30 protein-coding genes are annotated in these 26303 nt (G+C 73.7%); 20 read left to right on the forward strand and 10 right to left on the reverse strand.

Annotation, left to right across the window (positions count from 1 at the left end; all coding sequences use genetic code 11):
• Positions 1–150: 150 nt before the first annotated feature.
• Together Q3W68_RS07120 and Q3W68_RS07125 are read left to right on the forward strand one after the other, a co-directional pair.
• The gene (locus tag Q3W68_RS07120; RefSeq protein ID WP_302904659.1) at positions 151–807 is read left to right on the forward strand and encodes a hypothetical protein; all 657 of its coding nucleotides are present in this window, start codon (positions 151–153) and stop codon (positions 805–807) included.
• Positions 804–4130: a DUF87 domain-containing protein gene (locus Q3W68_RS07125; RefSeq protein WP_302904660.1), complete on the forward strand. Its 3327-nt coding sequence runs from the start codon at positions 804–806 to the stop codon at positions 4128–4130. Before Q3W68_RS07120 ends, Q3W68_RS07125 begins: the two co-directional genes overlap by 4 nt.
• Here the strand turns inward: Q3W68_RS07125 and Q3W68_RS07130 are convergent.
• The 5 genes from Q3W68_RS07130 to Q3W68_RS07150 form a co-directional block, all read right to left on the reverse strand.
• A complete protein-coding gene (locus Q3W68_RS07130) occupies positions 4123–4917 on the reverse strand; it encodes an ABC transporter permease (protein WP_121686285.1) in 795 nt (264 codons plus the stop codon). The two genes, Q3W68_RS07125 and Q3W68_RS07130, sit on opposite strands and share 8 nt — an antisense overlap.
• On the reverse strand, positions 4914–5819 hold the full coding sequence (locus tag Q3W68_RS07135) for an ABC transporter ATP-binding protein (protein WP_302904661.1): 906 nt from the start codon (positions 5817–5819) through the stop codon (positions 4914–4916). The genes Q3W68_RS07130 and Q3W68_RS07135 overlap by 4 nt, the downstream gene beginning before the upstream one ends.
• On the reverse strand, positions 5816–6187 hold the full coding sequence (locus tag Q3W68_RS07140; protein ID WP_302904662.1) for a hypothetical protein: 372 nt from the start codon (positions 6185–6187) through the stop codon (positions 5816–5818). Before Q3W68_RS07140 ends, Q3W68_RS07135 begins: the two co-directional genes overlap by 4 nt.
• On the reverse strand, positions 6187–6789 hold the full coding sequence (locus Q3W68_RS07145) for a helix-turn-helix domain-containing protein (protein WP_302904663.1): 603 nt from the start codon (positions 6787–6789) through the stop codon (positions 6187–6189). The genes Q3W68_RS07140 and Q3W68_RS07145 overlap by 1 nt, the downstream gene beginning before the upstream one ends.
• A gap of 71 nt (positions 6790–6860) precedes the next feature.
• Entirely contained in the window at positions 6861–7322 is a 462-nt protein-coding gene (locus Q3W68_RS07150; RefSeq protein ID WP_302904664.1) for a MarR family winged helix-turn-helix transcriptional regulator, read from the reverse strand.
• A gap of 93 nt (positions 7323–7415) precedes the next feature.
• On the opposite strand from Q3W68_RS07150, the gene Q3W68_RS07155 reads away from it, so the two are divergent.
• The gene (locus Q3W68_RS07155) at positions 7416–8507 is read left to right on the forward strand and encodes an epoxide hydrolase family protein (protein WP_302904665.1); all 1092 of its coding nucleotides are present in this window, start codon (positions 7416–7418) and stop codon (positions 8505–8507) included.
• Between the two features lie 9 nt (positions 8508–8516).
• On the opposite strand, the gene Q3W68_RS07160 is transcribed toward Q3W68_RS07155, so the two are convergent.
• Complete coding sequence (locus Q3W68_RS07160; protein WP_302904666.1) at positions 8517–9002, reverse strand: carboxymuconolactone decarboxylase family protein; 486 nt, start codon at positions 9000–9002, stop codon at positions 8517–8519.
• A 163-nt stretch (positions 9003–9165) separates the two neighbouring features.
• On the opposite strand from Q3W68_RS07160, the gene Q3W68_RS07165 reads away from it, so the two are divergent.
• Positions 9166–10047: an RNA polymerase sigma-70 factor gene (locus tag Q3W68_RS07165; protein ID WP_302904667.1), complete on the forward strand. Its 882-nt coding sequence runs from the start codon at positions 9166–9168 to the stop codon at positions 10045–10047.
• A 26-nt stretch (positions 10048–10073) separates the two neighbouring features.
• Positions 10074–10367 carry a hypothetical protein gene (locus tag Q3W68_RS07170; RefSeq protein ID WP_302904668.1) on the forward strand — a complete coding sequence of 98 codons (294 nt, stop codon included), beginning with the start codon at positions 10074–10076 and terminating at the stop codon, positions 10365–10367.
• Between the two features lie 29 nt (positions 10368–10396).
• Here Q3W68_RS07170 and Q3W68_RS07175 read toward each other — a convergent pair whose 3' ends face one another.
• The 3 genes from Q3W68_RS07175 to Q3W68_RS07185 all read right to left on the reverse strand — a co-directional run bounded on the left by Q3W68_RS07175 (position 10397) and on the right by Q3W68_RS07185 (position 14334).
• Positions 10397–11035: an SAM-dependent methyltransferase gene (locus Q3W68_RS07175; protein WP_302904669.1), complete on the reverse strand. Its 639-nt coding sequence runs from the start codon at positions 11033–11035 to the stop codon at positions 10397–10399.
• Positions 11036–11082: 47 nt separating this feature from the next.
• Positions 11083–13449, reverse strand: a complete 2367-nt coding sequence (locus Q3W68_RS07180) for a glycoside hydrolase family 65 protein (RefSeq protein WP_302904670.1) — start codon at positions 13447–13449, stop codon at positions 11083–11085.
• Positions 13450–13557: 108 nt separating this feature from the next.
• Positions 13558–14334 carry an A24 family peptidase gene (locus Q3W68_RS07185; protein WP_302904671.1) on the reverse strand — a complete coding sequence of 259 codons (777 nt, stop codon included), beginning with the start codon at positions 14332–14334 and terminating at the stop codon, positions 13558–13560.
• 570 nt (positions 14335–14904) lie between these two features.
• On the opposite strand from Q3W68_RS07185, the gene Q3W68_RS07190 reads away from it, so the two are divergent.
• From Q3W68_RS07190 to Q3W68_RS07245, 12 genes are all read left to right on the forward strand, one after another.
• Positions 14905–15471: a hypothetical protein gene (locus Q3W68_RS07190; protein WP_302904672.1), complete on the forward strand. Its 567-nt coding sequence runs from the start codon at positions 14905–14907 to the stop codon at positions 15469–15471.
• Positions 15465–16415 carry a hypothetical protein gene (locus Q3W68_RS07195; RefSeq protein WP_302904673.1) on the forward strand — a complete coding sequence of 317 codons (951 nt, stop codon included), beginning with the start codon at positions 15465–15467 and terminating at the stop codon, positions 16413–16415. The genes Q3W68_RS07190 and Q3W68_RS07195 overlap by 7 nt, the downstream gene beginning before the upstream one ends.
• Complete coding sequence (locus tag Q3W68_RS07200; RefSeq protein WP_302904674.1) at positions 16412–17080, forward strand: SAF domain-containing protein; 669 nt, start codon at positions 16412–16414, stop codon at positions 17078–17080. The genes Q3W68_RS07195 and Q3W68_RS07200 overlap by 4 nt, the downstream gene beginning before the upstream one ends.
• The gene (locus Q3W68_RS07205) at positions 17080–17913 is read left to right on the forward strand and encodes a ParA family protein (RefSeq protein WP_302904676.1); all 834 of its coding nucleotides are present in this window, start codon (positions 17080–17082) and stop codon (positions 17911–17913) included. The genes Q3W68_RS07200 and Q3W68_RS07205 overlap by 1 nt, the downstream gene beginning before the upstream one ends.
• The gene (locus Q3W68_RS07210; RefSeq protein ID WP_302904677.1) at positions 17903–19441 is read left to right on the forward strand and encodes a CpaF family protein; all 1539 of its coding nucleotides are present in this window, start codon (positions 17903–17905) and stop codon (positions 19439–19441) included. The genes Q3W68_RS07205 and Q3W68_RS07210 overlap by 11 nt, the downstream gene beginning before the upstream one ends.
• Positions 19438–20337 carry a type II secretion system F family protein gene (locus Q3W68_RS07215; RefSeq protein ID WP_302904678.1) on the forward strand — a complete coding sequence of 300 codons (900 nt, stop codon included), beginning with the start codon at positions 19438–19440 and terminating at the stop codon, positions 20335–20337. The genes Q3W68_RS07210 and Q3W68_RS07215 overlap by 4 nt, the downstream gene beginning before the upstream one ends.
• A 73-nt stretch (positions 20338–20410) precedes the next feature.
• Positions 20411–21256 carry a type II secretion system F family protein gene (locus Q3W68_RS07220; RefSeq protein ID WP_302904977.1) on the forward strand — a complete coding sequence of 282 codons (846 nt, stop codon included), beginning with the start codon at positions 20411–20413 and terminating at the stop codon, positions 21254–21256.
• A gap of 24 nt (positions 21257–21280) precedes the next feature.
• A complete protein-coding gene (locus tag Q3W68_RS07225) occupies positions 21281–21490 on the forward strand; it encodes a hypothetical protein (protein ID WP_013283462.1) in 210 nt (69 codons plus the stop codon).
• Entirely contained in the window at positions 21490–21972 is a 483-nt protein-coding gene (locus Q3W68_RS07230) for a TadE/TadG family type IV pilus assembly protein (RefSeq protein WP_302904679.1), read from the forward strand. The genes Q3W68_RS07225 and Q3W68_RS07230 overlap by 1 nt, the downstream gene beginning before the upstream one ends.
• Positions 21969–22442 (forward strand): TadE/TadG family type IV pilus assembly protein, encoded by a 474-nt coding sequence (locus Q3W68_RS07235; protein ID WP_302904680.1) that lies wholly within the window; start codon positions 21969–21971, stop codon positions 22440–22442. Before Q3W68_RS07230 ends, Q3W68_RS07235 begins: the two co-directional genes overlap by 4 nt.
• Positions 22439–22870, forward strand: coding sequence for a pilus assembly protein TadG-related protein (locus Q3W68_RS07240; protein WP_302904681.1), 432 nt, complete (start codon positions 22439–22441; stop codon positions 22868–22870). The genes Q3W68_RS07235 and Q3W68_RS07240 overlap by 4 nt, the downstream gene beginning before the upstream one ends.
• Positions 22871–22884: 14 nt before the next feature.
• Positions 22885–23901, forward strand: a complete 1017-nt coding sequence (locus tag Q3W68_RS07245; protein WP_302904683.1) for a LysM peptidoglycan-binding domain-containing protein — start codon at positions 22885–22887, stop codon at positions 23899–23901.
• 1 nt (position 23902) lies between these two features.
• Here Q3W68_RS07245 and Q3W68_RS07250 read toward each other — a convergent pair whose 3' ends face one another.
• On the reverse strand, positions 23903–24754 hold the full coding sequence (locus Q3W68_RS07250) for a Rieske (2Fe-2S) protein (RefSeq protein WP_302904684.1): 852 nt from the start codon (positions 24752–24754) through the stop codon (positions 23903–23905).
• A 110-nt stretch (positions 24755–24864) separates the two neighbouring features.
• Here Q3W68_RS07250 and Q3W68_RS07255 point away from each other — a divergent pair, with 110 nt between their 5' ends.
• Genes Q3W68_RS07255 through Q3W68_RS07265 form a run of 3 tightly spaced genes read left to right on the forward strand, consistent with a single transcriptional unit; the run spans position 24865 to position 26301 of the window.
• Positions 24865–25074, forward strand: a complete 210-nt coding sequence (locus Q3W68_RS07255; RefSeq protein WP_302904685.1) for a type II toxin-antitoxin system VapB family antitoxin — start codon at positions 24865–24867, stop codon at positions 25072–25074.
• The gene (locus tag Q3W68_RS07260; protein WP_302904687.1) at positions 25071–25496 is read left to right on the forward strand and encodes a PIN domain nuclease; all 426 of its coding nucleotides are present in this window, start codon (positions 25071–25073) and stop codon (positions 25494–25496) included. The genes Q3W68_RS07255 and Q3W68_RS07260 overlap by 4 nt, the downstream gene beginning before the upstream one ends.
• A 40-nt stretch (positions 25497–25536) precedes the next feature.
• Entirely contained in the window at positions 25537–26301 is a 765-nt protein-coding gene (locus tag Q3W68_RS07265; protein ID WP_302904689.1) for a crotonase/enoyl-CoA hydratase family protein, read from the forward strand.
• Positions 26302–26303: the final 2 nt, after the last annotated feature.

Consider the following 26303-nt stretch of genomic DNA (forward strand, 5'->3'; position numbering starts at 1 on the left):
CGGTGACCTTGCGCGCGTCCGGCACCGTCGGCAGAATCGGCCCGTGCGCCGGGGCCGTCCCCGTTGCTCACCTCGATCATGGCCACCCCTTCCGAGCCTTCGATCACACCGTCGACGCGGTGAGAGCTCGTGCCGCAGAGGAGCATCCGCATGCCGGAAAAGGAACTGACCCTCGTCGACCGGTGCATTCTTGTCACGCTGATGGTGAAGGCGGCGCCTTTGCCGCAGACCTACTTCACCAATGTCGCGGGTATCGGCCTGAAGGCGGATCACCGCCGTCGACTTCAGTCACTCGGCCTGGTCGAGGTCACGGAGAAGCCGATCACGTTGGCGCTCACCGACAAGGGATGGGATCGGGCCACCGAGGAGCTGGGCGCGGAACCGCCAAAGGGCGCCGGTACCGCAGGTGGCACGCTCTATGTGGCGCTCGACTTTCTGCGCCGGCTGATCGACCACTCCGGGACCCGCGCCGACGACCTGTTCCGGATGCAGATCAACCGGGACGAGGTCGTCGCACCGCCGGTGGCGTCGTCGGCCTCCCCGGCCGCGGACGCGGTCGCGCTGATCCGGCAGGCGTACCACGAGCTGGCCGCCAAGCCCGGTGACTACGTCATGCTGGCCGATCTTCGCGACGCCCTCTCCGACCTGTCCCGCCCCGAGTTCGACGCCGCGCTCCTGACGCTCAACCGGGAGCGCGGCGTACACCTGGTGCCCGAGTCCAACCAGAAGGTGCTGAAGCCGCAGGAGCGGGCGGCGGCGGTGACCATCGGCAACCAGGACAAGCATCTGGTCGCCATCTCGTCATGATCGGTGACGAGCAACGCCGCGCCCTGGCGGCGCTGAGGTTCAACTGGGCTCCGACCCCGGACGACGTCTGGAAACCCACACCGTTCCACGTGGAGGGCCTGCACCACGACGTCGTCACGACGGTTCTGGACAGCTTCGCGGAGGCCCAGGCCAGCACCGACTCCAGTCCGGTGGGCGTGGCCATCCTCGGCCAGCGCGGCACCGGCAAGACCCACCTCATCGGCACGGTCCGCCAGCAGGTACAGGGCCGCGGTGGGTTCTTCTTCCTGGTCGAGCTGCTCGAAGCCCGGACGTTCTGGCAACGCACCGCGATCTCGATGCTGGAGGGTCTGGTCCGGCCGATGCCGGACGACACGACCCAGCTACGGACGTTCCTGCGCCGGCTGGCCGACGAGGTGGGTGCACCCCGGACGGTACGGCGCGCGGTCGCCGGCGAGACCGAACTCAGCCGTCCGACGCTCGACGCGTTCGCCGACCTGATCCGCAAGAAGGACCGGCAGATCGGCACGGAGTGCCAGGACACCGCGCGGGCCCTGGTGCTCTACGCGGCCGAGCAGTCCGCGGTGCAGGACATCGGCTACGACTTTCTGTCCTCGATGGACGAGGAGGAGCCCGGCCAGCGGGCCGGGTGGGGGCTGCGGCGCAACCGACGGGCCCCCCAGGAGGTGGTCCGGGACATCTCCCGGCTGCTCGCCGTCGTCGGTCCGACGGTGATCGCGGTGGACCAGATCGACCTGATGATCGCCCAGTCCGTGAAGGCGACCAACCAGGACGCCCGGGGCGAGGCGGACTGGCAGACGTCGCTCCTGCTCGAACAGGTCGCCAGCGGCCTGATGGCGCTGCGCGAGACCACGCGCCGGACCCTGTCCGTCGTCTCCTGCCTCCCGCAGACGTGGCGCAGCATCCAGCAGCAGGCGACGGACACCGTCCAGGACCGGTTCCGGGAGGCCGCCCCGCTCAAGGAGATCCCGTCCGTCGAGGTGGGCCGCGAGCTGGTCGAGAAGCGGTTCGCGGTGCTCTTCGACGGCCTCGGGTTCACGCCGCCCCACCCCACCTGGCCGGTCCACCCGGACGCGTTCCAGGAGGTCGTCGGCTTCACCCCGCGTGAGCTGCTGCGGCGGATCGACACACACGTCCGGGCCTGCCTGGCCGACGGCGAGGCGCGGGAACTGCGGCACCTGCTGCACGCGAGCGGCGATCGCGTCGCCGACGGGCTCGTCCACGCCCCGGTCACCGGGCCGCCGCCGGAGAACCGGGCGAACGGATTCGGCAAGATCGACGCCCGGTACGCGGAGCTGGTCGCCGCCGCCGACACCGCCTCCGCCCTGTCCCCGCAGTCGGAGGATGCCCGCGTCCCGCGCCTGCTCGAAGCCGGCCTGACCGCGTGGATCGCCGCGCAGGGCGCGGCCGTCGAGGCGTTCAGCCTCGATCCGATTCCCGCCGGGACCAAGCCGGCGCTGCACGCGCGGCTACGGCACAGCCTGAGTGAGGACAGCGAGGACGAGGAGCACTGGTCGTTCCGGGCGATTTCCGCACCGCATCACATCGCGGTGCTCAACCGGATCCGCAACGCGATCACGACCGCCGGACTCACCGAGGGGGTCGCCAAACGGCGGCTCTTCCTGTTGCGCAGCGCGGACTGGTCGACCGGCGCCCGTACCCGGGAGGTGCTGGACGCGTTCGAGCGGGCCGGTGGCCGGCGGCTTCGCCTGGACGCACCGGATGTCGCCCGGCTGGCCGCACTCGAACAACTCATCCAGGACTACGGGCGGGAGACGCTGCGGCCCTGGTTCGCCGATCGGCGGCCGGCCTCCGACATCACCTGCCTGCGGGAGGCGCTGGGCGACTGGCCGGGCGCGCCGGAAGCCGTCCGGACCGAGGAGCGGCCAACGGAGGCGCCGGACCAACCCCCGGTCGGGACGCCACCGCCGGTCACCGCTGCGCCGCGCTCCGCCGGTCCCGTCCCCGCACCGCGCTCAGCCGGTTCCGTCCCTGCGCCGCAGACCGTCGGGTCCGTCCCTCCGCCGCGCTCGGCCGGTTCCGGCCCGGTTCCACCGATGATCGCTCCCCTGCCGCCGGTGGCGGGCATCGACCCGGAGCGGATGGAGATCGGCACTGTCACCGGGCGGCCGGACCCGGTCGGCATCGACCTCGAAGCGCTGCGCCGGCACACAGTCATCTTCGCCGGCTCCGGTTCCGGCAAGACCGTCCTGATCCGCCGCCTGATCGAGGAGTGCGCCCTGCGCGGCGTGTCGGCCATCGTGCTCGACCCCAACAACGACCTGGCCCGGCTCGGCGAGGCCTGGCCCGAGCCGCCGCCGGGCTGGGGCACCGACGACGCCCGCCGCGCGGCGGAATATCTGGCCGGCACCGACGTGGTCGTCTGGACGCCGGGACGGCAGGCCGGTCGGCCGTTGAGCTTCCAGCCGTTGCCGGCCTTCGCCGACGTGCTCGACGACCCGGACGGGTTCACCTCGGCCGTCAACGCCGCCGTCGCCACGCTCGCCCCGCACGCCCGGGTGGACGGCGGAACCGACAAGGCCCGGCTCGGCCGCGCCGTGCTGCGCGAGGCGCTGATCGGCTACGCCCGCAGCGGCGCAAGCGACCTGCGTGAGTTCACCGACGTCCTCAACGACCTCCCGGACGGGGTGAGTCAGCTCGACAGCGCGCCCAAGCTGGCCGCCGGCATGGCACAACTGCTCAAGGCCGCCCTGATCAACGACCCGCTCCTGGGTGGCGTCGGAACGCCTGTCGACCCGGGCGAACTGCTCACCCCGCCACCCGGTCGCCGCGCCCGGGTCTCGGTGATCAATCTCGCCGGGCTGTCCGAGGAGAATCAGCGGCAGAGCTTCGTCAACCAGTTGCAGCTCGCCCTGTTCACCTGGATCAAGCGCCATCCGGCCGGGGACCGGCCACTCGGTGGACTCTTCGTCATGGACGAGGCGCAGACACTGGCCCCGTCCGGTGCCGTGACCGCCTGCACCCAGAGCACGCTCGCGCTGACCTCGCAGGCCCGCAAGTACGGGCTCGGGCTGGTCTTCGCCACCCAGGCACCGAAGGCGTTGCACAACCAGATCCCCGGCAACGCCGCCACGCAGTTCTTCGGCCTGCTCACCGTGCCGGTGCAGATCGAGGCGGCCCGGGACGTGGCCAGGGCGAAGGGCACCGACGTCCCGGACATCGGCAAGCTGCGTACCGGCCAGTTCTACGCCACAGTGGAGGGTGCCCGGTTCGTCAAGATGCAGGCGCCGATGTGCCTGACCCACCATCCGCGCAGCCCGCTGACCGCGGAGGAGATCGTCCGGCTCGCGACGCTCAGGTGATGTCGCGGCGCATCGGCACGACCACGGCGATCGCGGCGGCGGCGACCGCGTACCCGGTCAGCAGCAGGGCGCCCGCCGCCGGTGGCAGGAGGGCGACGGCGTCGCTGCCGAGCTGCGCGGACATCGCGTCGGCGACGTAGGTGAAGTCGGTGAGCGCGGCGGTGGCTCCGCCGGGCAGGAGCGGGTAGATCGCGTTGACGCCGGGGATCATCATCAGGACGGGCTCGGCCAGGTACAGGTAGCCGACGACCACGCACACGGCCGCGATCTGGTTGCGGAGCAGGGCGCCCACGCCGGTGCCGACGAGCAGGTAGACCGCCATCGCGACGCCGATGCGGGCGAGCAGCGCCAGCACCGTGGGAGCGGGCAGGCCCAGCGACACGCCACGCACGGCGGCGACCGCGAACAGGGCCACCGCGGCGGAGCCGGCCAGCGCGATCCCGTAGCCGAGGCCGACGATCGCGTGGGTGGCGAGTTTGGCGGCGAGCACCCGCCCTCGGCGCGGCGCGAACAGGAACGTGACGGCGGCGGTGCCGTGCCGGTATTCCGACGTGGCCGCGAGGGCGCCGGCGGCGGCCGGCACGAAGGCGGTGAAGCCGAGGATGCCGAGGATCGACCGCAGGCCCTCCTCGGTGTGCAGTCCGGGCATCGGCGGGTCGAAGTTCTCCGGCCCGACGAGCGCCATCAGCCCGACCAGGCCGCCGCCGAGCGCGACGGCGGTGAGCAGCAGCCCGCCCCACATCCGGGTCGCCAGCACCCGGCGCAGTTCCGCTCTGAGCAGGTTCATCGGGCCTCCGCCGGGTCGGTGGTCAGGTCGAGGAAGAGCTGTTCGAGGCTTGTGGTCTCGGTGACCAGCTCGTGGATCCGCAGACGGTGGTCGGCGGCGAGGTCGGCGACGCGCGGCGCGTCCAGTCCGCGTACCCGCAGGCGGCCGGGCCCGGCGGCCTCGACGGACCCGGCGGCGGCCGTCAGCGCGGTGGCCAGGGCGTCCGCGTCCGGCGAGGTGACGAGCACCGTCGGCGGGCCGGTGAGCCGGGACCACGGCCCGGCGGCGACGAGTTCGCCGCGCCGGATCACCACCACGTCGTCCACCACCTGCTGGACCTCGTGCAGGACGTGGCTGGAGACCAGCACTGTGCGGCCCTCGTCGGCGAGCCGGCGCAGCAGGCCGCGCAGCCAGGACATGCCTTCCGGGTCCAGGCCGTTCGACGGTTCGTCGAGCAGCAGGACGCGAGGATCGCCGAGCAGCGCCGTGGCGAGGCTGAGCCGTTGGCGCATGCCGGTGGAGAACCCCCGGGTACGACGGTCGGCGGCGTGCGCGAGGCCGAGCAGGTCCAGCAGTTCCGCGACGCGGCTGTCCGGGCAGCCGGCCATCGCGGCGTAGAGGCGCAGGTGGTCACGGGCGGTGTGGCCGGGGTGGAACGCGTTGCCGTCGAACACCGCGCCGACGGTCCGCGACGGCTGGGTCAGCCGGCCGTAGGGCTGTCCGCCGATCGTGGCGGTGCCGCTGGTCGGCGTCACCAGTCCGGTCAGCATGCGCAGCGTGGTGGTCTTGCCGGCGCCGTTCGGGCCGAGGAAGCCGGTGACCGCGCCGGGCCGCACGGTGAAGGTCAGATCGTGTACGGCGGTGACGTCGCCGTAGCGTTTGGTCAGGCCCGACGCCTCGATCGACAGGTGGTCGCCGGTCACGGCCGGCTCCTCGTCGCGCGCCCGATCGTCTCGGCGAGGCCCGCCGCGGCCGGGTCGGAGACGACGACCTCGTCGAACTCTCCGCCGGCCGCCGCTCGGTCCAGCACCAGGTGCAGACCGGGCTGACCCCGCCGGGCCGCCACGAGCTGCCGGGGGCCGCCGAAGATGCCCCAGACGCCGATCTTGGCGAAGCCGGACACCGCGTACCCGCGCCGGGCGCCACGGGCCAGCCGGATCGGCTCGTCCACCGGTGCGGCGTGCCGCACGGCGGCCAGGCGTAGCGCGAACCGCTCCCGCCCGATCCACATCCGTTCCCATCCGGTGAACCGGATGTCGATCACATCGCCGTCGAGGATTACGGAGGCCATCAGTCGTCGCCCTTCGTCGTGTCGGAGTCGTGCGCTGATGTGTGCGTGTTGCCGGGGGTCGCCTGGCGGTCGGCGGGCATCAGGATGGTCGCCAGCAGCCGGGGGATCCGTCCGTCGCCGGGCCCTCTGGCGAGCAACGGGCCGACCAGCGCGTTGAGCCCGGCCGCGAACTCGTGCAGCTCGGCGTCGGTCAGGTGCAGTACGAGCTGCTGGTATCCGACGCCGTCGGCGACGAAGTCGACGGAGTCCCGCGCCAGGTAGCGGGAGAACTCGGACAGCAGGCTCGACACGAACGCGGTGAAGTAGCGCGCGTGGTCCTCCGGCGTCGCCGTCGCCAGGGCCGCCGGGTCCAGCGCCGCGCCGTGCGCGGGCAGCGCGTACACCCGCTCGACGGCACCCCGGACCTTGCGCTCCTCCACCACGTCGAGCATTCCGGTCTTCACGAGCGTCGCCAGGTGCCGGTAGAGCGTGGCCTGCGGGACGTCGGGCAGCAGTTCGACCAGGTCGTGAGTGGTCACCCGGGCACCCGCGGCCGCGCGCAGGATGCGGATCCGCACCGGGTGCAGGGCGGTCTCCGCCCACCGCTCCATCGACGTCGTCACGCCACAGACGTTATCACTATCGAGAACGATAATGATAGGGCGTGGGCAAGAACCGCGGCGGAACGCGGCGGTCAGGCGGGCGGCCGGGTGTGGTGGGCCAGCACTCGCGACAGGAGCCGGGTCAGGTCCGCGCGCTCGTCCGGCGACAGCGGCGCGAGCAGGTCGTCCTGGACGGCGGCGAGCCGCTTCTCCAGCCGCCGCAACTGCCGCCGCCCGGCCGCGGTGATGGTGACGACGTTGCGCCGCCGGTCGGCCGGGTCCGGGCTGCGGGTGACGAACTCGCGCTCGGCGAGTTCGTTGAGCGCCGCCACCACGTCACTGACGTGGATGCCGCTGCGCCGGCCGAGCGCCGCCTGACTGGCCGGCCCGAACTCGTCGAGCGTGGCGAGCAGCCGGAAGTGGTAACCGCGCGCGTCGACGGCGGCGAGGCCGTCGGCGACCAGCCGGCCGGCGCGTACGGCGGTCTGGGTGATCAGCCAGCTCGGCAGACCGGCCAGGCGGGTCGGCACGAGGTCCGGCTCCGGGTTCTCCACGCGCCCAGCCTAACCGTAAAACGTTGGCGTCCCCAACGATCTGCGTTATCGTTGGTCGCGCCAACGTTAGTGGCACCAACGATAGGAGCTACCGTGATCGAGCCGTTCCGCGTCCACGTCCCCCAGGCCGACCTCGACGACCTGGCCGACCGCCTGGCCCGCACCCGCTGGCCCGACGAACTACCCGGCGCCGGGTGGGACTACGGCATCCCGGTCGCCCGGGTACGGGAGCTGGCCGAGCACTGGCGCACCGCGTACGACTGGCGGGGGGCCGAGGCCGAGCTGAACCGCTATCCGCAGTTCACCACCACCATCGACGGGCAGAACATCCACTTCCTGCACGTACGCTCCGCCGACCCGGACGCGCTGCCGCTGATCCTCACCCACGGCTGGCCCGGCTCGATCGTGGAGTTCCTCGACGTGCTCGGCCCGCTGTCCGAACAGTTCCACCTGGTCGTACCGTCGATCCCGGGGTTCGGTTTCTCCGGCCCGACCCGGGAACGCGGCTGGGACGTCGACCGCGTCGCCCGCGCCTGGGCCGAGCTGATGCGGCGGCTCGGCTACCGGCGGTACGGCGCACAGGGCGGCGACTGGGGTTCGGTCATCTCCACCCGGCTCGGCGGCATCGACCCGGAGCACGTCGTCGGCGTACACCTCAACTACCTGCCCACGCCCCCGCCGCCGGGCTGGACCGGGGAGGCCGGCCTGTCCGACGGGGACCGGGACCGGCTCGCCCGGATCATGCAGCTCAAGACGCAGCGGCACCCCCACCAGGTGCTCTACGCCAGCCGGCCGCAGACCTTGTCGTACGCGCTCAACGACTCACCCGTCGGGCAGCTGGCGTGGATCGCGGAGAAGTTCACCGAGTGGACCGACCCGCGATCCGCAGTCGGCGTGGACCGCGTACTCACCAACGTCTCGGTGTACTGGTTCACCCGCACTGCTGCCTCGTCCGCGCGGCTGGTGCGGGAGAGCGCGTTCGGTGGCCCGCCCGCGCCCTGCCCGCCCCCGATCGGAGTCGCCGTGTTCGCGCACGACATCACCCAGGCCGTCCGGCCGATCGCCGAGCTGACGTACACGATCCGGCAGTGGAGCGAGTACGACCGGGGTGGCCACTTCGCCGCGCTGGAGGTGCCGGAGCTGTTCGCCGACGACGTCCGGTCGTTCTTCTGGAACCTGCGATGACGGCGATGCTCAGCTCATCGCCGCCGCGAACATGCCCGGCTCGTACGAGCCGCCGCGCTGGTGCACCAGCACCGCGAACCGGTTCGCCGCGTTGATCAGCCCGAGCAGGCAGACCAGCGCGGCGATCTGGTCGTCGTCGTAGTGCTTGCGCACCTGCTCCCACGTCTCGTCGGACACGCCCTGATGGGCGTCGGCCAGCCGGGTGCCCTCCTCGGCGAATGCCAGCGCCGCGCACTCGGCCTCGGTGAACACGGTCGACTCACGCCAGGCGGCGACCAGGTTGAGCCGGACCGCGCTCTCACCACCGGCCACCGCCTCCTTGGTGTGCATGTCGATGCACCAGCCGCAGCCGTTGATCTGGCTGGCCCGCAGCGACACCAGCTCCTGCACCGTGCGGGGCAGCGACGACTGGTGGATCATCAGGCCCGCACCGGCGAAGCGCTTCATGAACGTCGCCGAGACCGGGTTCTCGAACAGGTTGAATCGGGTCTGCATGGTTGCGCCCTCTCTGCTGGGGTGTGGGACGAACACGAGATGCCGGGGACGCGTCCGGCGTGACGGCGGCGGCGGGTGAGGACCGCCACAGCGACCCGATGTCACACGACGGCGGTGGCCGGCGTCTGGTGGGGAATGCAGCCGAGCAGCGGAGGAGCGAGCCATGGCGGACCCGGCCACCGAGGACTTCCTCGCGCACCGGAACCTGCTCTTCACAGTCGCGTACGAGATGCTCGGCTCCGCCGCGGACGCGGAGGACGTGGTGCAGGAGACCTGGCTGCGCTGGGCCGGCGTCGACCTCGACGAGATCCGGGACCGCCGCGCCTACCTGGTCCGGATCACCACCCGGCAGGCGCTGTCCCGGCTGCGCACGCTGGGCCGGCGCAAGGAGTCGTACGTCGGCTCGTGGCTGCCCGAGCCGCTGCTCACCGCGCCCGACGTCGCCGACGACGTGGCGCTGGCGGAGAGCGTGTCGATGGCGATGCTGCTGGTGCTGGAGACGCTGACGCCGACCGAGCGGGCCGTGTTCGTGCTGCGGGAGGTGTTCGACGTCGGCTACGACGAGATCGCCGAGACGGTCGAGCGGAGTCCCGTCGCCGTACGGCAGATCGCGCACCGGGCGCGGGCCCACGTCGCGGCGCGCCGCCCCCGGCGTACCGTCCCGGCGGCCGAGGCCCGCGACGCGCTAGACGCGTTCCGGCGGGCGGTCGAGACCGGTGACCTGGACGGACTGCTCCGCGTCCTGGCCGCGGACGCGGTGCTCGTCGGCGACGGCGGCGGGATCAAGCAGGCGATCGCCCGGCCGGTCACCGGCGGAGACAAGGTGGCCCGGCTGCTCGCGGGCGGCTGGCGCCGGGTCGCGGCCGTGGCGTCGATGGAGCCGGCACAGGTGAACGGATACCCGGCACTGCTGGTACGCCTCGACGGCGAGCTGGACACCGTGGTCGCGGTACGCCTCGACGACGGCCTGATCAGCGGGCTCTACGCGGTGCGCAACCCGGAGAAGCTGTCCCACATGACCCGGGAAACCACGCTGCGCCGGTGAGCACGCGATCGTGCGACGATCGCCGGATGAGCAGCCCCGCCTCCCCCGACGTCAGCGCCCTCGCCATCAACGTGACGGTGCCGGAGGAACTGCGCTGGACCGACACCCGGCGCGGCGAGGAGTTCACCCTGACCACGCTCAACATCCGGCTGCTGCCGGACGGGCGCCTCGCCGCGAAGGCGTACGGCCGGCCCACGGCGGGTGGACGCGGCGCGTACGTGTCGTTCCGGGTACCCGACCGGCCGGAGCTGGCCGCGCTCGTAGCGGCGGCGGCCGACCGGGCCGCCGCGCTCTGGGCCGCGCACGGCGGCCTGGGCTGACGCGGGCGGCCTGGGCTGACGACAGCGGGTCAGCGGCGGACGCCGACCCCGCCGTAGCCGTGCGACACCGCGGCCTGCGGTTCCCCGTCGGGCCGCCAGTCCGCCACCTTCACCAGGCCCGGATCGACCAGCTCGTACCCGTCGAGGAAACGGGCCACCTCGTCGCGGCTGCGCGGCACCAGCGGGGAGCTGCTGCGGCGGTAGATCGCGGTGCCCTGCTCGGTGGGCAGCGTCGGCAGGCCGTCCAGGGTGAGGTGGGACAGCGCGAGCACGCTTCCCGGCACCGTGGCGTCGCGCAGCTTCGCCACCGCCGCGTACGGGTCGTCGGCGTCCGGCACGAAGTGCAGCACCGCGAGCAGCAGCACCGCCACCGGCTCGCTCAGGTCGATGGTGGCCCGCAGCGCCGGGTCGGCCAGCAGCTCGCCGGGACGCCGCAGGTCACCCTGGAGCACCACGGTGCGGCCGTCGGTGGGCAGCAATGCCCTGCTCGGCCGCCCAGCGCACGACCCGGCGCAGGAACGCGCGGTTGCTCTGCGCGGCGACGCCGGTGTCCGGGAGATCTTCAGGACCTCCTCGGCGGCGGCGCGGTCGGCGGCGAAGTTGTGGCAGCCGCCGAGGTAGTAGTCGTACATCCGGGCGACATTGGGTCGGTTCTCAGCCTCCGTCACCCCTCGATGTCTAGCACTCTGGGCGACACACCGCTGACCCGTCGTGGTCAGCGATCCGCCTCCTGAGCGCGCCGTTCCGGACGGCGGCCCGGCGGGGACTGCGGCTCGGGGCCGGGGTCGGGCACCTGTGGCATCGGCCGGGTGACCGGCCCGTCGCCGGTGACCCGGAGCTGTTCGCCGTGGTGCCACAGCTCCACCGTGTCGTCCGGCCCGGCGTCCGGCAGCTCGTAGCGGGCCTCCCGCTCGGTGAGCGTGACCCGCAGCCGGTGCCCGTGCCGGCGCAGGTGGAACACCAGCCGGGTGATCGGCCCTGGTAGCCGCGGCTCGAAGGAGAGCACGCCCCGGTCGTCGCGCAGCCCGCCGAAGCCCTGCGCCACCACCAGCCAGGCGCCGGCCAGGGACGCCAGGTGCAGCCCGTCGGCGGTCTTGTCGCCCAGGTCGGCGAGGTCCTGGAACGCCGTCTCGGCGAACAGGTCGTACGCCAGGTCGAGGTGCCCGACCTCGGCGGCGAGAATCGCCTGCGCCGACGCCGACAGCGACGAGTCCCGGACGGTCCGCGCCTCGTAGTAGGCGACGTTGCGCGTCTTCTCCTCGGCGGTGAACTCCCCCGGGCAGCGCAGCATGGCCAGTACCAGGTCGGCCTGCTTGACCACCTGCTTGCGGTACAGCTCCTGGTAGGGGAAGTGGAGCAGCAGCGGGTAGTCGTCCTCGCCGGTGCCGGCGAAGTCCCACTCCGGCTGCGCGGTGAAACCGGCCGACTGCTCGTGCACGCCGCGCTTGCCGTCGTACGGGACGCACATCGCGTCGGCGGCGGCCCGCCAGCCGGCCACCTCGGCCGCGTCCACGCCGAGCCGCGCGGCCACCTCCGGGCAGTCCTCCGCGGCGTCGGCGGCGCCGCGCAGGTTGCGCCGGGCCATGAGGTTGGTGAAGACGTTGTCGTCGGCCAGTGCGGAGTACTCGTCCGGGCCGGTGACGCCGGTCAGGTGGAACGCGCCGCCGTCGTCGAAGTGGCCGTATCCGTGCCACAGCCGGGCGGTCTCGATCAGCACCTCGGCGCCGCACTCGGCGAGGAACGCGGTGTCGCCGGTGGCCGCGACGTACCGCAGCACCGCGTCGGCGATGTCGGCGTTGACGTGCAGGCCCGCACTGCCGGCCGGCCAGTAGCCGGAGCACTCCCGGCCGCTCAGTGTCCGCCACGGGTAGGTGGCGCCGGTCAGGCGCAGCTCGGCCGCGCGCTCGCGGGCCTCGGGCAGGTGGGCGTGCCGCCAGCGCAGCGCCGAGCGGGCCAGTTCCGGCGCCAGGTACGTGAGCACCGGCAGCACGTAGCCCTCGGTGTCCCAGAGCACGTGCCCGTCGTAGCCGTTGCCGGTCAGCCCCTTGGCCGGGATGGTCCGGTCGCCGTCGGCCCGGCCGGACTGGAGCAGGTGGAACACCGAGAACCGCACCGCGAGCTGCAGCTCCGGGTCGCCGTCCAGCTCCACGTCGGCGGTGGCCCAGGCCGCGTCGAGCGCGGCGCGCTGCTCGGCGAGCAGGGCGTCGAACCCGTCGTCCCGGGCCGCCTCCGCCTCCGCGACGACCAGGTCGGCCAGCTCACCGGCCGGGGTGCCGTCGACGTCCGCACACTCGTACGCGGCGAACCGGGTGACCCGGATCCGCTCGCCCTGGCGTACCGGACCGGACAGCGCCAGCCGGAACCGGTCGGCGGTCAGTTCGGTGTCGGTGGCGATCTCGTCGGGTGCCATGACCCGGTGCGCGACGGCGACGGCGACCCGCTGGCCGCTGCGCCCGGTCCGGTGCACGAGCACACCGTCGAGGCCGTCGTCGCGGCGGATCTCGCCGGTGAGCGGGTCGTGGATCACCGAGGCGGCCCGGGGGTCGTCGGCGCGTTCCGGCACCCGCTGGTTGGCGAGCAGGTCGGCGCCGACCCGCAGCCGGACCGGCTCGTCCAGTGGCTCGACCGCCCAGTCGACGGCGGCGATCGGACGCCGGGTCAGCGAGACCAGGCGGGTGCTGCGGATGCGTACGCCCCGGCCGCCCGGCGAGACCCACTCGGTCTCCCGGCGGACCACCCCGGCACGCAGGTCCAGCTCCTGGTGGTGCCGCCGGATCGTGCCGGTCCGCAGGTTCAGCGGCTCGTCGTCGACCCAGAGCCGGATCAGGGCGGCGTTCGGCGCGCTGATCACGGTGTCGCTGCGTTCCGGGAAGGCGTACCCGCTCTCCGGGTAGGTCAGCTCGTGCTGCTCGTGGAACCCGTTGAGGTAGCTGCCCGGCATGCCGCAGGGCTCACCCTCGTCGAGCGTGCCGCGCCAGCCCACCCAGCCGTTGGCGAGCGCGAAGACGGACTCGGTCTCGCCCAGCCGGTCCAGGTCCGCGCTCGTGCGCCGGATGCGCCAACCGTCGTCGCCGTGCGACACGTGCCCTCCCGAGTCCGAAGCCTGGACGCCACCGAACCAGACCCGGCTGGGAGGTGGCTGGGACTCCGATACCCGCGGGAACGCCCGCCCGCACCTGCGGGTGGCCGATCACACGGTGACGAGCACCAGCGTGGCGGCGGTGCCGAGCACCAGGAACGGCCCGAACGGCAGGTGCCCGGACCAGCGGACCCGCCGGGCGGCGAGCAGCACCACCCCGGCCAGCCCGGCGAGCGTCACCGCGAGCACCAGCCCGGCCGCCAGCACCGGCCAGCCGTACCAGCCGAGCAGCGCGCCCGCGCCGAGCGCCAGCTTGGCGTCGCCGAGGCCGAAGCCACGCCGCCCGAGCAGCAGCGTGGTGGCGGCGAACCCGCCGCCGAGGACCAGCCCGGCCAGGACCGCGCGGATCCACGGGTCCGCGCCCGGACCGGTCAGCGCGGCCACCCCGAGCAGCACCCACGCGCCGGCCGCTGCCGGCCAGGTGAGTCGGTCGGGCAGGCGGTGCGCCATCGCGTCCACGATCGTCATCGGCACCGCCCAGACCAGCCACCACGCCAGTGCCAGGCGCGCGGCGGGCGCGCCGCCGGCGACCACCGGCACAGCCACCGCGAGCAGCAGCGCCACCTCCACCACTGCCGGCGCCGCACCGATGCGGGCCCGGCAGGCCGGGCACCGGGCGGCGGGGCCGAGCGCCGGCAGCGGCCGGTCCAGCCCGATCGGGGCGCCGCAGCCGTCGCACCCGGTCCGGTCCGGAGACCCCGGCGGTACGGCGTAGCGCGCCACCGCCAGCCGGAGCAGGGGTACGACCGTCAGGGCGGCGATCAGGCGGGCGCTCGGACGGCGCGCATCGGTCACCGGTCCGGTACGCCGTACCCGTTCAGCCGTCATGCCGGCTCCCCCGTCCGGTCGCCGTGCGTTCCATCGTGGAGCACGCAGAGTGATTTCTCGCTCGCGCGAATGTGACGGCTGAGGCGTATCGGGGCGTCTGATGCGACCCGGCGGCGGCCGGGGCGGGTCGTGGCGTGACCCTCGGCGAACCGGCGGGACGGATCGGACGAGCGGCATGCTCCCCACCCATACCGGCGGCGCTCCGACGGCTCGTCACCGCCGTCGCGGCTCGTACGGGTGAGCACACGCCCGCCGGCCCGGAGCCGCGCGGAAGCCCGCTCGTCATCGTGACGACACACACCGGCCACCACCTCCCGTCTTCACTCACCGTGTTCACGTGAATTACCTCTGTTGCATCGGCGGACGTGAGCCTATGCTCGCCCCTTGGGTACGACGCAACCCCCGATCAATTGGCGTCGGAGGCACCAGGGCACAGAATCCGCAGCGATCAGTACAGGTCAATACAAATGGCGGCGACGGGGGCTCGGAGTGACAGTTCCGGGCGCGCTTCCGCATGCCCGGAGCGGGTCGGCGTGATCGCCCCGGGCCGGCACCGAGGAGGGATCGGCGTTGCGCACACGGCAATCCCGCCGATGGGAAATCTTCCTGCTCAGCGTTGTGCTGGTGGTCGGCTCGACCGGCTGCGGCACCGAGCCGGAGGCGGCCACCCGTCCGCTGACCGGCGGTGTCGCCGCACCCGCCGCCCATTCCAGCGCCGAGGAGGACGCGGCCGGAAAAGCGGCCCTGGCCGCCTATTCCGGCTATCTCGATGCGTCCCGGGCGGCCAGTGCGCGCAGCGATCCGTCCCATCCCGCTCTGACCCGTTTTCTGGCTGATCCGCTGCTGACTCGGGTGCGAATGGCGATTCTCGACGCGAAGGAGCACGGCGCGATGCGTACCGGGAAACTGCTCTCCGACCCCGAGGTCGTGTCGGTCGACCTGACCGCCCGCCCGCCCACGGTCGAGATCCAGGACTGCCTGGACTCCAGCGGCTACCGGCTCGTCTACGCCAAGAACCGCAAGGCCGTGCCCGGCACCCGCGGCGGGCGCTACCTGGCCACCGCCACAGCGGTCCGTTTCCCGGACGGCCGGTGGCTGGTCAACGGCGGTGCCGCGCACCAGGACCAGCCGTGCTGACCTGGGGAGGAAGGGGTGTCCCGGCCCGACCGACCCGGGCCGGGACGCCCCGCCGGCTGCTGATCGCCGCCGGCCTGGTCGCGCTGCTGACGCTCACCGGCGCACCCGCCCGTGCCGCCGACCCGGGCGGCTCCTGCCCGCCGGAACAGACCGACTGCGACGTCTGGGACGACGACCCCGGCATCCCCGGCGGGCCGGGCGGGCCGGGCGGCGGCGACAACGGCGGCGGGGGCGGCAACGGCGGAAGCACCCCCAAGTGCCAGTGGAACGGCCGGGCCATCCCCTGCTACCACGAGGTGCTCGGCTGGTTCAACAACGCCGACGGCTGCTACTACAAGCTCGCCGAGCCGCAGGACGAGGCTCCTCCCGGCAAGCAGTGGTACCAGCTCACCTGCAACGGCGGCGACCTCGGCAGCCTGCGTCGGGCGCTTCTCGACGCCCCGCCGCCCGGCTACGGCGCGCCGCCGGACCCGGAGGAACTGGCCCGCCGCGCGCTGGCCTCGATCTCACTGCTCCCGCCCCGGGCGTCGGTGGCGCCCCGGCGCAGCCAGGGCCCGGGCCTGGTCGGGTTGCCGGTCTGGATGTGGGCCAGCCCGGGCGCCTCGTACTTCGGGCCGTTGAGCGCGTCCGCCTCCGACCGGGGGCTGACCGTGGAGATCACCGCGAAGGTGGACCGGATCGTCTGGCACATGTCCGACGACATCGACGTCACCTGCGACGGGCCGGGCACGCCGTACCGGGCCGACGGGCCGCGAGCCGGGTCGACCTCGCCGGACTGCGGCCTCGACCAGGGCTACCCGAAGGCCGACACCTACCAGGTGAGCGCCACGACGTTCTGGACCGTCGAGTGGTCCGGCGGCGGGGAGAGCGGCGTGATCGCCCAGAGCCGGTCCAGCGGCGTCATCCCGGTAGAGATCAACGAGCTTCAGGTGGTGACCCGATGAGTGTCGTGGCAGCCCGCAACGGAACCCCGGTGGAGGCACCCGTCGCGCCGCCGAAGGTGGTCCGGCAACGGCGCGTCCGCCCCGGCCTGCTCGGCCTGGCGGTCCTGCTGATCGCGCTCGGCGGGCTGGGCGCCGCGTTCGCGGTCACGTCGGTCCGCTCCACCGGCACGTACCTGGCCGTGGCCCGGCAGGTCGACGTGGGACAGCAACTGACCGCCGACGACCTGGTGCCGGTACGCGTCTCCGGCGGGCGGGAACTCCGGCCGGTGTCCGCCGACCGGATGGACGAGGTGCTCGGGCTGCGGGCGGCCGTCCGGCTCACCCCGGGCACGCTGCTCACCCCGGCGCAGCTCACCGAGGCCCCGCTGCTCGGCGCCGGGCAGCAGCAGATCGCGCTGGGGCTCGAACCCGAGCAGGTGCCGGCCCGCAAGCTGCACCCCGGCGACAAGGTGCTGCTGGTCAGCACCCCGTCGAACGCGACCGGCGGCGGCTCCGACGCCTCCCGTGGCGGCGGCACCCGGTTCGAGGGCACCGTGATCGACACCGCCACGCCGCAGAACGGCGACGTGGTGGTCTACCTGGCACTCGCCGTACGGGACGTGCCGGCGGTCGTGGCGCTCGCCGCCGACGACCGGATCGCGCTCGTGCTCACCGAGGCGGCCTGATGGCGATCATCGCCCTGGTCTCGGCGAAGGGGTCGCCGGGCGTCACCACCGCCGCGCTCGCCGCCGCGCTGAGCTGGCACCGGCGGCTCGTGCTGGCCGAGTGCGACCCGGCGGGCGGCTCGATCCTGGCCGGTTACCTCGGCGGGGCGCTGGACGGCCCGCGCGGCATCGGTGAGCTGGCGGTGGGCGAGCTGCGCGACGGCAGCCTGGAACACGCGTTCTGGTCCCAGCTGGTCGACTTGGACGCGCCCCGCCGCGAACGGCTGCTGCTGCCCGGTGTGGTGGACCCGGCGCAGGCCGGCAGCGTGATCCCGCTGTGGCAGCGCTTCGCCGACTACTTCACCGGGCTGGAACGGGGCGAACCGCCGTACGACGTGCTGGTCGACTGCGGCCGGCTGGCGGTCGGCGGTCCACCGTGGCCGCTGCTGCGCGCCGCCGCTGTGGTGCTGCTCGTCACCCGCGCGCACCTGCCCGACCTCTCCGCCACCCGGGCCACCGCCCGTGCGATCGAGCGGGGCCTCACCGAGCATCGCGTACCGCCGGGCACGCTGCGGCTGCTGGTGGTCGGCGACGGGCACGGGACCAGTGAGATCAGCAAGGCGCTACGGCTGCCGGTGATCGCCCGCCTGCCGCACGACCCGCGTACCGCCGAGGTGCTCGCCCACGGCGGCACCGTACGGGCGAACCGGCCGTTGATGCGCGCGGCCGGCGCCCTGGAGGTGCCGGTCCGGGCGCTGCTGGACCGGCGGCGCGCCCGGCTGGCCTGGCCCGGGACGGCCACACCGCGCGCGGTGACCGCGCCGAGCGTGCCGGGGGTGTCCGGTGCGGTTTGAGCCGGTCTCGCACGACCCACGCGGGCAGCAGCCGGGCGTCGTCTCCACTGTGCCGCCGCTCGCCCCGCCGAACGGGCGGCACCACGTCCCCGGCCCGGTGCCCGCCGCGCCCCCGCCACCGCCGCGCCCCCGGGTCGACTTCGCGGTGGTCCGCGAGCTGCGCCGGGAGCTGAGCGAACGGCTCACCCAGTGGCAGCGCGGACGCGAGTTCGACGCCGACGCCGAGGAGGTCGAGCGGGCCCGGCTGGCGGTCGCTGTGGTGTCCGCGTACGCCGACTCGGTACGCCGGGCCGGCACGCCGATGGCCGCCGACTCGGAACGGATGCTGCTCGACCAGGTCACCGCCGAACTCGTCGGACTGGGCCGGCTCCAGACGCTGCTCGTCGACGACAGCATCGAGGAGGTGCACATCCTCGGCTGCGACCAGGTGCGCATCACCCGGCACGGCGGCGGCGTCGACTGGGCCGAGCCGATCGCCGAGACCGACGACGAGCTGGTGGAGATCCTCCAGGCGGCGGCCCGCCGGGCCGGTGCCACCGAGCGCTCGCTGTCCACGTCGAAGCCCACGCTCGACCTGCAACTACCGGACGGCAGCCGGCTCGCCGCCGTGTTCCTGGTCAGCCACCGCCCGTACGCGGTGATCCGCAAGCACAACACGCTCGAAGTGAGCCTGGAGGACATCGCGGGCGGCCGGCCCGACCTGGACGAGATGATCGACCCGCTGCTGCGCGACTTCCTCCGCGCGTCCCTGCGGGCCGGGCTGAACATCATGGTCGCCGGGCTCGCCGGGGCCGGGAAGACGACAGTCATCCGCGCGCTGATGGACGAGATCCCGGCCGACGAGCCGTACGTGCTGCTGGAGGAGAGCCGGGAGCTCCTGCCGGCCCGGCGCGGGCACAAGCACCGGGCGGTGATGAGCTTCGAGTCCCGGGAGGGGCACGGCGAGCGGGGCGCGGACGGGCGGCCGGCGGGTGAGGTCAGCATCGCCGACCTGATCCCGGTGTCGCTGCGGATGGGCGTGCTGCGGATCATCGTCGGCGAGGTGCGGTCCCGGGAGATCGTGCCGATGCTCCAGGCGATGACCACGAGCCGCGGGTCGATGTGCACCATTCACGCGCGTACCCCCTCGGGGGTGAGCGAACGGATCATCGAGCTGGCGTTGTCACACGGCCGGGAGATGACAGTCGACCAGGCTCGCCGGATGGCCGGCAACGCGCTCGACCTGATCGTCTACGTGACGGTCGAGGACGAGACCGCGATCGGCGGGCGCAAGCACCGTTTCGTCTCGCACGTCGAGGAGGTCATCGGCGTCGGCGAGGGCAACCGGATCACCACGACGACAGTCTTCGGCCCGGGGCCGGACGGCCGCGCGGTCCCCCGCCACCTGCCCGAACGCATCCGCGACCAACTGCTGCGCGTCGGCTACGACGCCCGCCTGCTCACCCGGTTCGTCGAGGCCGGTGTGGGCGCGTGGCGGCGGCCCCGGCACACCCGCCTCGGGGCGCGTCCGAGCGGAGGCCCGGCGTGACGCAGATCGAACTGATCGCTCTGGTCTCCGGCGCCGCGTGCGTGGCCGGGCTGGTGCTGACGGTCGTCGCGCTCGTCGGCACCCGCCGCCCGCCCGGTCCGGCGCCCGGTGCCGGGCCGGGCCTGAGCCGGCTCTGGACCGGTTCCGGCGCGAGCCGCGCCGACCAGCGCCGGTACCAGCTCCTGCTCGGCGCCGCGGTGGTCGCCGGGGCGGCGGCGTTCCTGCTCACCGGGCTGCCGGTGGTCGGCCTGCTGGTGGCGCTCGCGGTGCCGGGCGTGCCGTGGCTGTTCGCGGTCGGCCGGGCCGAGCAGCGGGCCATCGCCCGGGTCGAAGCCGTAGGCGAGTGGACCCGCCGGCTCAAGGACATCTCGGCCACGGGCCAGGGCCTCCAGCAGGCGATCATCGGCACCATCGCCACCGCGCCGGAGGAGATCCAGGAGGAGGTACGCACGCTCGCCGCCCGCCTCCAGGCCGGCTGGCTGGCCCGCTCCGCGCTGCTCGCCTTCGCCGACGAGATCGCCGACCCGGTCGCCGACCAGGTGGTGGCCGCGCTGATCCTGCACCTCACCGACCGGGGTGAGCGCCTCGGCGACGTGCTCGGGTCGATCGCCACCGCCGCGTCGGCCGAGGTGGCGACCCGGCGCGAGGTCGAGGCCAAGCGCACCCAGCCCCGGTTCGCGGTCCGCTTCCTCACCGGCATGACGCTGGCGACGCTCGCGTACGGGCTGGTGAACAGCGACTACATACGTCCCTACGGGACGGTGACGGGTCAGCTCGTGATGGCGGTGCTCGGCGCGGCGTTCGTCGGCCTGCTGGTCTGGGTGCGCTCGATGAGCCAGCCGCCCCGGCCGGCGCGGTTCCTGCCGGCGCCCGACCCGGAGGAGGCGATCGCGTGAGCGCGAGGAGCGAGCTTGCGAGCCCCGCAGTCGCGAACGAAAGGCGGGCACCGTGAGCGCACTCAACTGGCAGATGGCGATCGGGGTGCTCGGCGGGTGCGCGGTGGGGCTCGGGCTGTTCCTCGTCGTACGCGAGGCGCTGCCGGCCACCCCGGCGCTCGGCCCGGCGCTGCGCCGGCTGCACCAGCCACCCGGCCAGGCTCCGGCCGCCGGCGCCGGGCCGGACTGGCTCGGCGGGTTCGCCCGCTGGCTGCGCCCGCCGCACCGGCAACTCGCGCTGCTCGACCGCACCCCGGAGCAGTACGCGCTCTCGGTGCTGCTCTCCGCGCTCGTCGGGTTCGCCACCCCGGCGGTCGCCTCGGCAGTGCTCTTCGTCGGCGGGGTGGCGCTGCCGGTGGCCGTACCGGTGGTGGCCAGCCTGGGCCTGGCGCTGGGCGCCGGCCTGCTCGCGCACCGCGCGGTCCTGGCGAAGGCCGACGCCGCCCGGGACGAGTTCCGGCAGGCGGTCTGCACCTACCTCGACCTGGTGGCGTTGCAGCTGTCCGCCGCGCACGGCCCGGTGCAGTCGCTGGAACGCGCGGCGGCGGTCTGCGACGGCTGGGTCTTCGACCGGATCCGGGAGGCGCTGCGCCTCGCCCAGCTCCAGATGCACTCACCCTGGGACGAGCTGCAGGAGCTGGCCGAGCGGATCGGCATTCCGGAGCTGGGCGACGTGGGCGCCATCATGCGCTCCTCCGGCAGCGAGGGCGCCCAGGTGCACGAGACGCTGCGGTCCCGCGCCGACTCGCTGCGCGACCAGATCCGCACCGACAACCTGGCCCGGGCCGAGGGGGTCACCAGCAAGTTGGACATCCCCGGCTCGCTGCTGGTGTTCGTCCTGCTCGGCTTCGCCGTCTATCCGTTCATCGCCCGTCTGTGAACCCCCTTCGAGAAGGAGACGACCATGCACCTCTACGCCTACCTGTACGTGGCGGTGAGCACCCGCCTCGCCGAGCTGCGCCGGGACTCCGAGCGCGGCGACAGCCCGGTGCCGACCGCGGTGATCATCTTCGGCCTGGTCGCGGTGGCCATGGCGGTCACCGGGCTCGCCCTGGCCAAGGCGAACAACTGGATGAACGCCATCCCGAACAACACGGCGCCGCAGGCCCCGTGATGCGCCGCCCCGCCCGTACGGTCCGGAGCCGGCCGGCGTCTGCCGGCCGGCCCGCCGGCCCGCCCGGTCCGGGGCGGTTCGCCGCTGCCCTGCGCGCCCGCCTGGCCGAGGGCGAGCGGGGCGCCAACCCGGTCGAGCTGGCCGTGGTGATGCCGGTGATCCTGGTGATGCTGTTCGGCTCGATCCAGGTCGCCGTCTGGTTCGTCGCCCGGTCCACAGCGCTCAACGCCGCGCAGACCGCCGTGAACGCCCAGCGCACGATCGACGCCGGGCCGGACGCCGGCCGGGACCGGGCGATCAGCTTCATGCAGCAGTCCGGGGACTGGCTGGTCGACTGGGAGCAGACCGGCCCGACGTGCGTCGAGACCGCCACCGCCGTCACCTGCACGGTGCAGGGGCGCTCCCTGTCGGTCATCCCGGGCGTCTCGTTCGCGGTCACGCAGACCGCGCACGGCCCGGCCGAACGCTGGACCACCGGATGAGCGCCGGGCCGCGGCGGGACCGGGGTTCCGTCTCGATCGAGGTGGCGGTGCTCGCGCCCGCCTTCATCGGGCTGATGGTGCTGGCCGGGGTCGCCGGGCGGACCGCTGTCGCGGACGAGGCGGTGGAGTCCGCCGCCCACGACGCCGCCCGGGCCGCCTCGCTGGCCCGCAACGCCGACGACGGCGCGGAGGCCGCCGAGGAGGCGGCCCGGGACCAGCTCGGCTGGGCGGGGCTGAACTGCAACGGCCCACCCCAGGTCGATCTCGCGGGCTCGGTGGCCGGGACGACGACGAGCTTCGCCGCCGCGTACCAGAGCGCCGCAGGCGTGCCGGCGACCGTGACGGTCACGGTGACCTGCACCGTCTCCTTCGACGACCTGAGCGCGCCCGGCCTGCCCGGCGTACCGGGTGGCAAGACCGTCTCGGCGCGATTCACCTCGCCGCTGGACACCTACCGGAGTCGCGGATGAGCGGGCGGCGCGAGGCGGAGAACGGCCGGGTGAGCATGTTCCTGGCCGTGGCGATGACAGGCGTACTGGCGATCATCGGCCTCGCCTACGACGGCGCCGGTCAACTGCGCACACTCCAGCGCGCGGACAATCTGGCCGCCGAGGCGGCCCGCGCCGGCGGCCAGATGATCGACCGTGCGCGGGCCATCGAGGGCGGCCCGAAACGGATCGACCAGGTCGCCGCCCGCGCCGCCGTCGCCGGCTACCTCGCCGCTGCGGGCGGGGTCCGCGACCACGAGGTCGACTTCCCCGTGGTCGGCGCCGAGACCCAGATCCGGGTACGCGTGCAGATCACCTACAGCCGGGACCTGCTCGGTCTGTTCGGCGCACAGAAGACCGCAATCGTCACCGGTGAGGCCACCGCTCGGGCGCTCACCGGCCCACCGTAGGAAGGAAGGCCGCCATGGGTGCACCCCGACGCTCCCCCGTCCGCCGCGCCGGCCAGGTCCTCACCGGGCTCGGCGCCCTCGTCGTGCTCGTCGGGGTGCTGGCCGGCGGACCGGTCGCGTTGCTGGCGTTCGCCGGCAACCCGCTGCCGGATCACCTGCCCACGCTGGCCGAGGTCGGTACGGCGTTGACCAGCCGCGACGACGGTCAGCTGTTCCTGCGGGCGTTGGCGGTGGTGGGCTGGTTCGGCTGGGCCACGTTCGCCTTCTCCGTCGTGGTGGAACTGCTCGCCGCGGCGGTACGCAGGCCGGCGCCGAAGCTGCCCGGCATGCACCGCCAGCAGAAGGCGGCAGCCGCGCTCGTCGGTTCGGTCGCGCTGATCCTGGTCGCGAGCCCGGCCGCGGCGAGCGCCGCCGCGCTGACCACCCCGCAACCGGCGGTCGTCGCGGTCACCTCACCGGCCGTGGCCGCGAGCCAGGTGGCATCCCCGGATCCGCTCGCGTCGAAGGCGGGCGACCCGGCCGTGTACCGGGTGGCGAAGGGCGACTACCTCGGTGAGGTGGCCGACCGCTACCTGGACGACTTCGACAGGTACAAGGAGCTGGCCCGGTTGAACCGGCTCGCCGACCCCGACCGGATCCGCCCGGGTCAGCTCATCACGCTGCCGGACGGCGCGACGGATTCGGGTGCCCGGCGGCACGCCACCGGACGGATCGTGGTGACCAAGCCGGCTGAGGCGGCACCGGTCAAGCCCGGTGGCGGCGGCGCCTCCTCGACCACCCCGAAGGCGAAGCCGAAGCCCACACCGCGCGACGCGACGCCCACTGTGGAGGCCCCTGTCGCGCAGCCGCCGGCCATGTCGGCGGGCGCGTCCCGGCCCACCGCCGAGGAGGGCATCAACCGTCCGCTCGCCATCTCGGCGGTGCTGGCCGTGGCGAGCATCGTGGGTGCGCAGATCGGCGCGCTGCTCGGATTGCGCAAGCGGCCGGTGCCCGCGCGTGCGCTGTCCAGCGGACGGCACCGGCGGGACTGACTCAGGGCAGCCGGGCCTCGACCTGGCCGGACACCACGCGGCTGGGCAGCACGATCTGGTCGTTGGCGGCCGGGCCGTGCACCACCTCGCCGCCGTCGAGCCGGAACGCGCTGCCGTGCCAGGGGCAGACCACGCAGGCGTGGCCGTCGATCTGCTCCACGGTGCCCTCGCCGAGCGGGCCGCTCTGGTGGGGGCAGCGCTCCAGCATCACGCTGACGTCGTCGCCGTCCCGGTAGAGGATCACCGAGACGTCGTCGATCTTCCTGGTGACCAGCTCGTGCCGGGGCAGGCTGCTCAGGTCGCCGACCCGGTGCCAGCCGTCGCTGATCAGGTGCATCTCGGAGACGCTCTGGCTGGCCTGGGCGCCCTGCTTGTACGCGAGGTGCCCACCCAGGTACGCCCCACCGCCCGCGGCGGACAGTCCCAGATAGGACAGTGCCCGGCCGAGTCCGTGCCGCCCGTTGAGCCGGGCCGCCAGCGAGCCGGCGTACAGCGCCAGGCCGACGGTGTTGGCGGCGGCGTGCACCAGCCCGATGCGGCGCTGGTCGCGGGAGAGCGTGGCCCAGTCGTTGAGCCCGGCGACGGCCGCGGGCAGCGCGCTGACCGTGCCGAGGCCGACCAGCGTGGTGGCGGCCCGGCGCTGGCCGGGCAGCAGGTCCACCACGGCGGCGGAGATCCAGGCGCCGACCGGCACCTGCACCATCGCTGGGTGCAGCGGATGGCCGAGCCACACGCCGTGCAGCGCGTCGCGCACCCGTTGCGAGCGCAGCGTGCCCTGCACGGCGCGCTGCAACCGGTCACCCACCCGGTCGAGACCGCTGGCCTGTTCGATCTTCGTCAGTAGTTCGCGCACCCGTTCCGACTTCCCGGCAGGAGAGCCCCCAAACCGGACGCCCCGTAATTCCCTCGCACGGAACCCCCGCTGGATATACTCGGGCGGACGACCGTATATAGGGAGCCGCGATGACCAAGATCCTGGTGGACGTCGACGACGAGGCGCTGGCGGATGCCGCCGAGGCGTTCGGCACGAAGACCAAGAAGGACACGGTGAACGTCGCGCTGCGCGAGGGCGCGGCGAGACTGCGCCGCGCCCGCGCGCTGGCTGATCTGGCCGGGCGCGGGCAGGCCGGTGACTTCGACGAACTGCTCGACAAGGGCGCCTACCGCTCGTGAAGCTGGCCGACTACCTGATCGACACCAGCGCCCTCGTCCGGCTCCTGCGTGATCCCGACGTGCTGGCGCGCTGGGACCAGCAGGTGACAGCGGGCCTGCTCGCCGTGTGCCCGCTGGTCGAGCTGGAATTCCTCTACACCGCCCGGTCCGTCGCCGACCGGACGCGCCTGGCGGAGCAGCTCCCGGCCGCCTTCGGCTGGGTGGTGATGCCGGACCGGATCTACGAGCGCGCCGCCGAGATCCAGGGCGAGCTGACCGCGCGGGGCACGCACCGCTCGGCGGGCGCCGTCGACCTGCTCATCGCCGCCACCGCCGAATACCACGGGCTCTCGCTGCTGCACTACGACCGGGACTTCGACCAGGTCGGCGCCGTCACCGGGCAGCCGATGCGCTGGCTGACCCGGCCCGGCACGATCAAATAGGCCGTAGTCACGACGGCGCCGTCGCGGGCATGCTGAGCCCATGGGGGTACGCGTCGAGCACGCCGGTGCCGTGACCACTGTGATCCTGGACCGGCCCGAGGCACGTAACGTCGTGGACGGGCCGACCGCACGAGCCCTGACCGACGCGTTCCGCGCGTTCGACGCCGACCCGGACGCGGCGGTCGCCGTGCTCTGGGGCGCGGGCGGCACGTTCTGCTCCGGCGCCGACCTCAAGGCCGTCGGCACGCCCCGCGGCAACCGGGTCGAGCCCGACGGGGACGGACCGATGGGCCCGACCCGGATGCGCCTGTCCAAGCCGGTGATCGCCGCGATCTCCGGGTACGCGGTGGCGGGCGGGCTGGAGCTGGCGCTCTGGTGCGATCTGCGGGTCGCCGAGTCGGACGCGACGCTCGGCGTGTTCTGCCGGCGCTGGGGCGTACCGCTGATCGACGGCGGGACGGTCCGGCTGCCCCGGCTGATCGGCGAGAGCCGCGCGATGGACCTGATCCTCACCGGCCGCCCGGTGGACGCCGACGAGGCGTACGCGATGGGTCTGGTCAACCGGCTGGTCGCGCCGGGTGAGGCCCGCGCGGCGGTTGAGGAGCTGGCGGCCGGGATCGCCCGGTCCCCGCAGACGTGCCTGCGCAACGACCGGGCGGCGGTGCTGGCCGGGGCGGGGCTGCCCGAGCCGGAGGCGATGGCGGCCGAGCTGGCCTACGGCCTGGAGTCGCTCGCGGTGGACGGGCTGCACGGCGCCGGCCGCTTCGCCGACGGCGCCGGCCGGCACGGAGCGCCGGCCGGCTGAGG

It is taken from the genome of Micromonospora sp. C28ISP2-4 (assembly GCF_030519385.1).
GTDB lineage: Bacteria > Actinomycetota > Actinomycetes > Mycobacteriales > Micromonosporaceae > Micromonospora > Micromonospora tulbaghiae.

What these genes read in the sequence shown, in the direction of transcription:
- Q3W68_RS07245 (WP_302904683.1), top strand. Translation starts at nt 22,885, where the DNA reads ATGGGTGCACCCCGACGCTCCCCCGTCCGCCGCGCCGGCCAGGTCCTC.
- Q3W68_RS07140 (WP_302904662.1), bottom strand. Translation starts at nt 6,187, where the DNA reads ATGGCCTCCGTAATCCTCGACGGCGATGTGATCGACATCCGGTTCACC.
- Q3W68_RS07200 (WP_302904674.1), top strand. Translation starts at nt 16,412, where the DNA reads ATGAGTGTCGTGGCAGCCCGCAACGGAACCCCGGTGGAGGCACCCGTC.
- Q3W68_RS07205 (WP_302904676.1), top strand. Translation starts at nt 17,080, where the DNA reads ATGGCGATCATCGCCCTGGTCTCGGCGAAGGGGTCGCCGGGCGTCACC.
- Q3W68_RS07265 (WP_302904689.1), top strand. Translation starts at nt 25,537, where the DNA reads ATGGGGGTACGCGTCGAGCACGCCGGTGCCGTGACCACTGTGATCCTG.
- Q3W68_RS07230 (WP_302904679.1), top strand. Translation starts at nt 21,490, where the DNA reads ATGCGCCGCCCCGCCCGTACGGTCCGGAGCCGGCCGGCGTCTGCCGGC.
- Q3W68_RS07220 (WP_302904977.1), top strand. Translation starts at nt 20,411, where the DNA reads ATGGCGATCGGGGTGCTCGGCGGGTGCGCGGTGGGGCTCGGGCTGTTC.
- Q3W68_RS07240 (WP_302904681.1), top strand. Translation starts at nt 22,439, where the DNA reads ATGAGCGGGCGGCGCGAGGCGGAGAACGGCCGGGTGAGCATGTTCCTG.
- Q3W68_RS07125 (WP_302904660.1), top strand. Translation starts at nt 804, where the DNA reads ATGATCGGTGACGAGCAACGCCGCGCCCTGGCGGCGCTGAGGTTCAAC.
- Q3W68_RS07225 (WP_013283462.1), top strand. Translation starts at nt 21,281, where the DNA reads ATGCACCTCTACGCCTACCTGTACGTGGCGGTGAGCACCCGCCTCGCC.
- Q3W68_RS07235 (WP_302904680.1), top strand. Translation starts at nt 21,969, where the DNA reads ATGAGCGCCGGGCCGCGGCGGGACCGGGGTTCCGTCTCGATCGAGGTG.
- Q3W68_RS07120 (WP_302904659.1), top strand. Translation starts at nt 151, where the DNA reads ATGCCGGAAAAGGAACTGACCCTCGTCGACCGGTGCATTCTTGTCACG.
- Q3W68_RS07185 (WP_302904671.1), bottom strand. Translation starts at nt 14,334, where the DNA reads ATGACGGCTGAACGGGTACGGCGTACCGGACCGGTGACCGATGCGCGC.
- Q3W68_RS07160 (WP_302904666.1), bottom strand. Translation starts at nt 9,002, where the DNA reads ATGCAGACCCGATTCAACCTGTTCGAGAACCCGGTCTCGGCGACGTTC.
- Q3W68_RS07130 (WP_121686285.1), bottom strand. Translation starts at nt 4,917, where the DNA reads ATGAACCTGCTCAGAGCGGAACTGCGCCGGGTGCTGGCGACCCGGATG.
- Q3W68_RS07165 (WP_302904667.1), top strand. Translation starts at nt 9,166, where the DNA reads ATGGCGGACCCGGCCACCGAGGACTTCCTCGCGCACCGGAACCTGCTC.
- Q3W68_RS07255 (WP_302904685.1), top strand. Translation starts at nt 24,865, where the DNA reads ATGACCAAGATCCTGGTGGACGTCGACGACGAGGCGCTGGCGGATGCC.
- Q3W68_RS07170 (WP_302904668.1), top strand. Translation starts at nt 10,074, where the DNA reads ATGAGCAGCCCCGCCTCCCCCGACGTCAGCGCCCTCGCCATCAACGTG.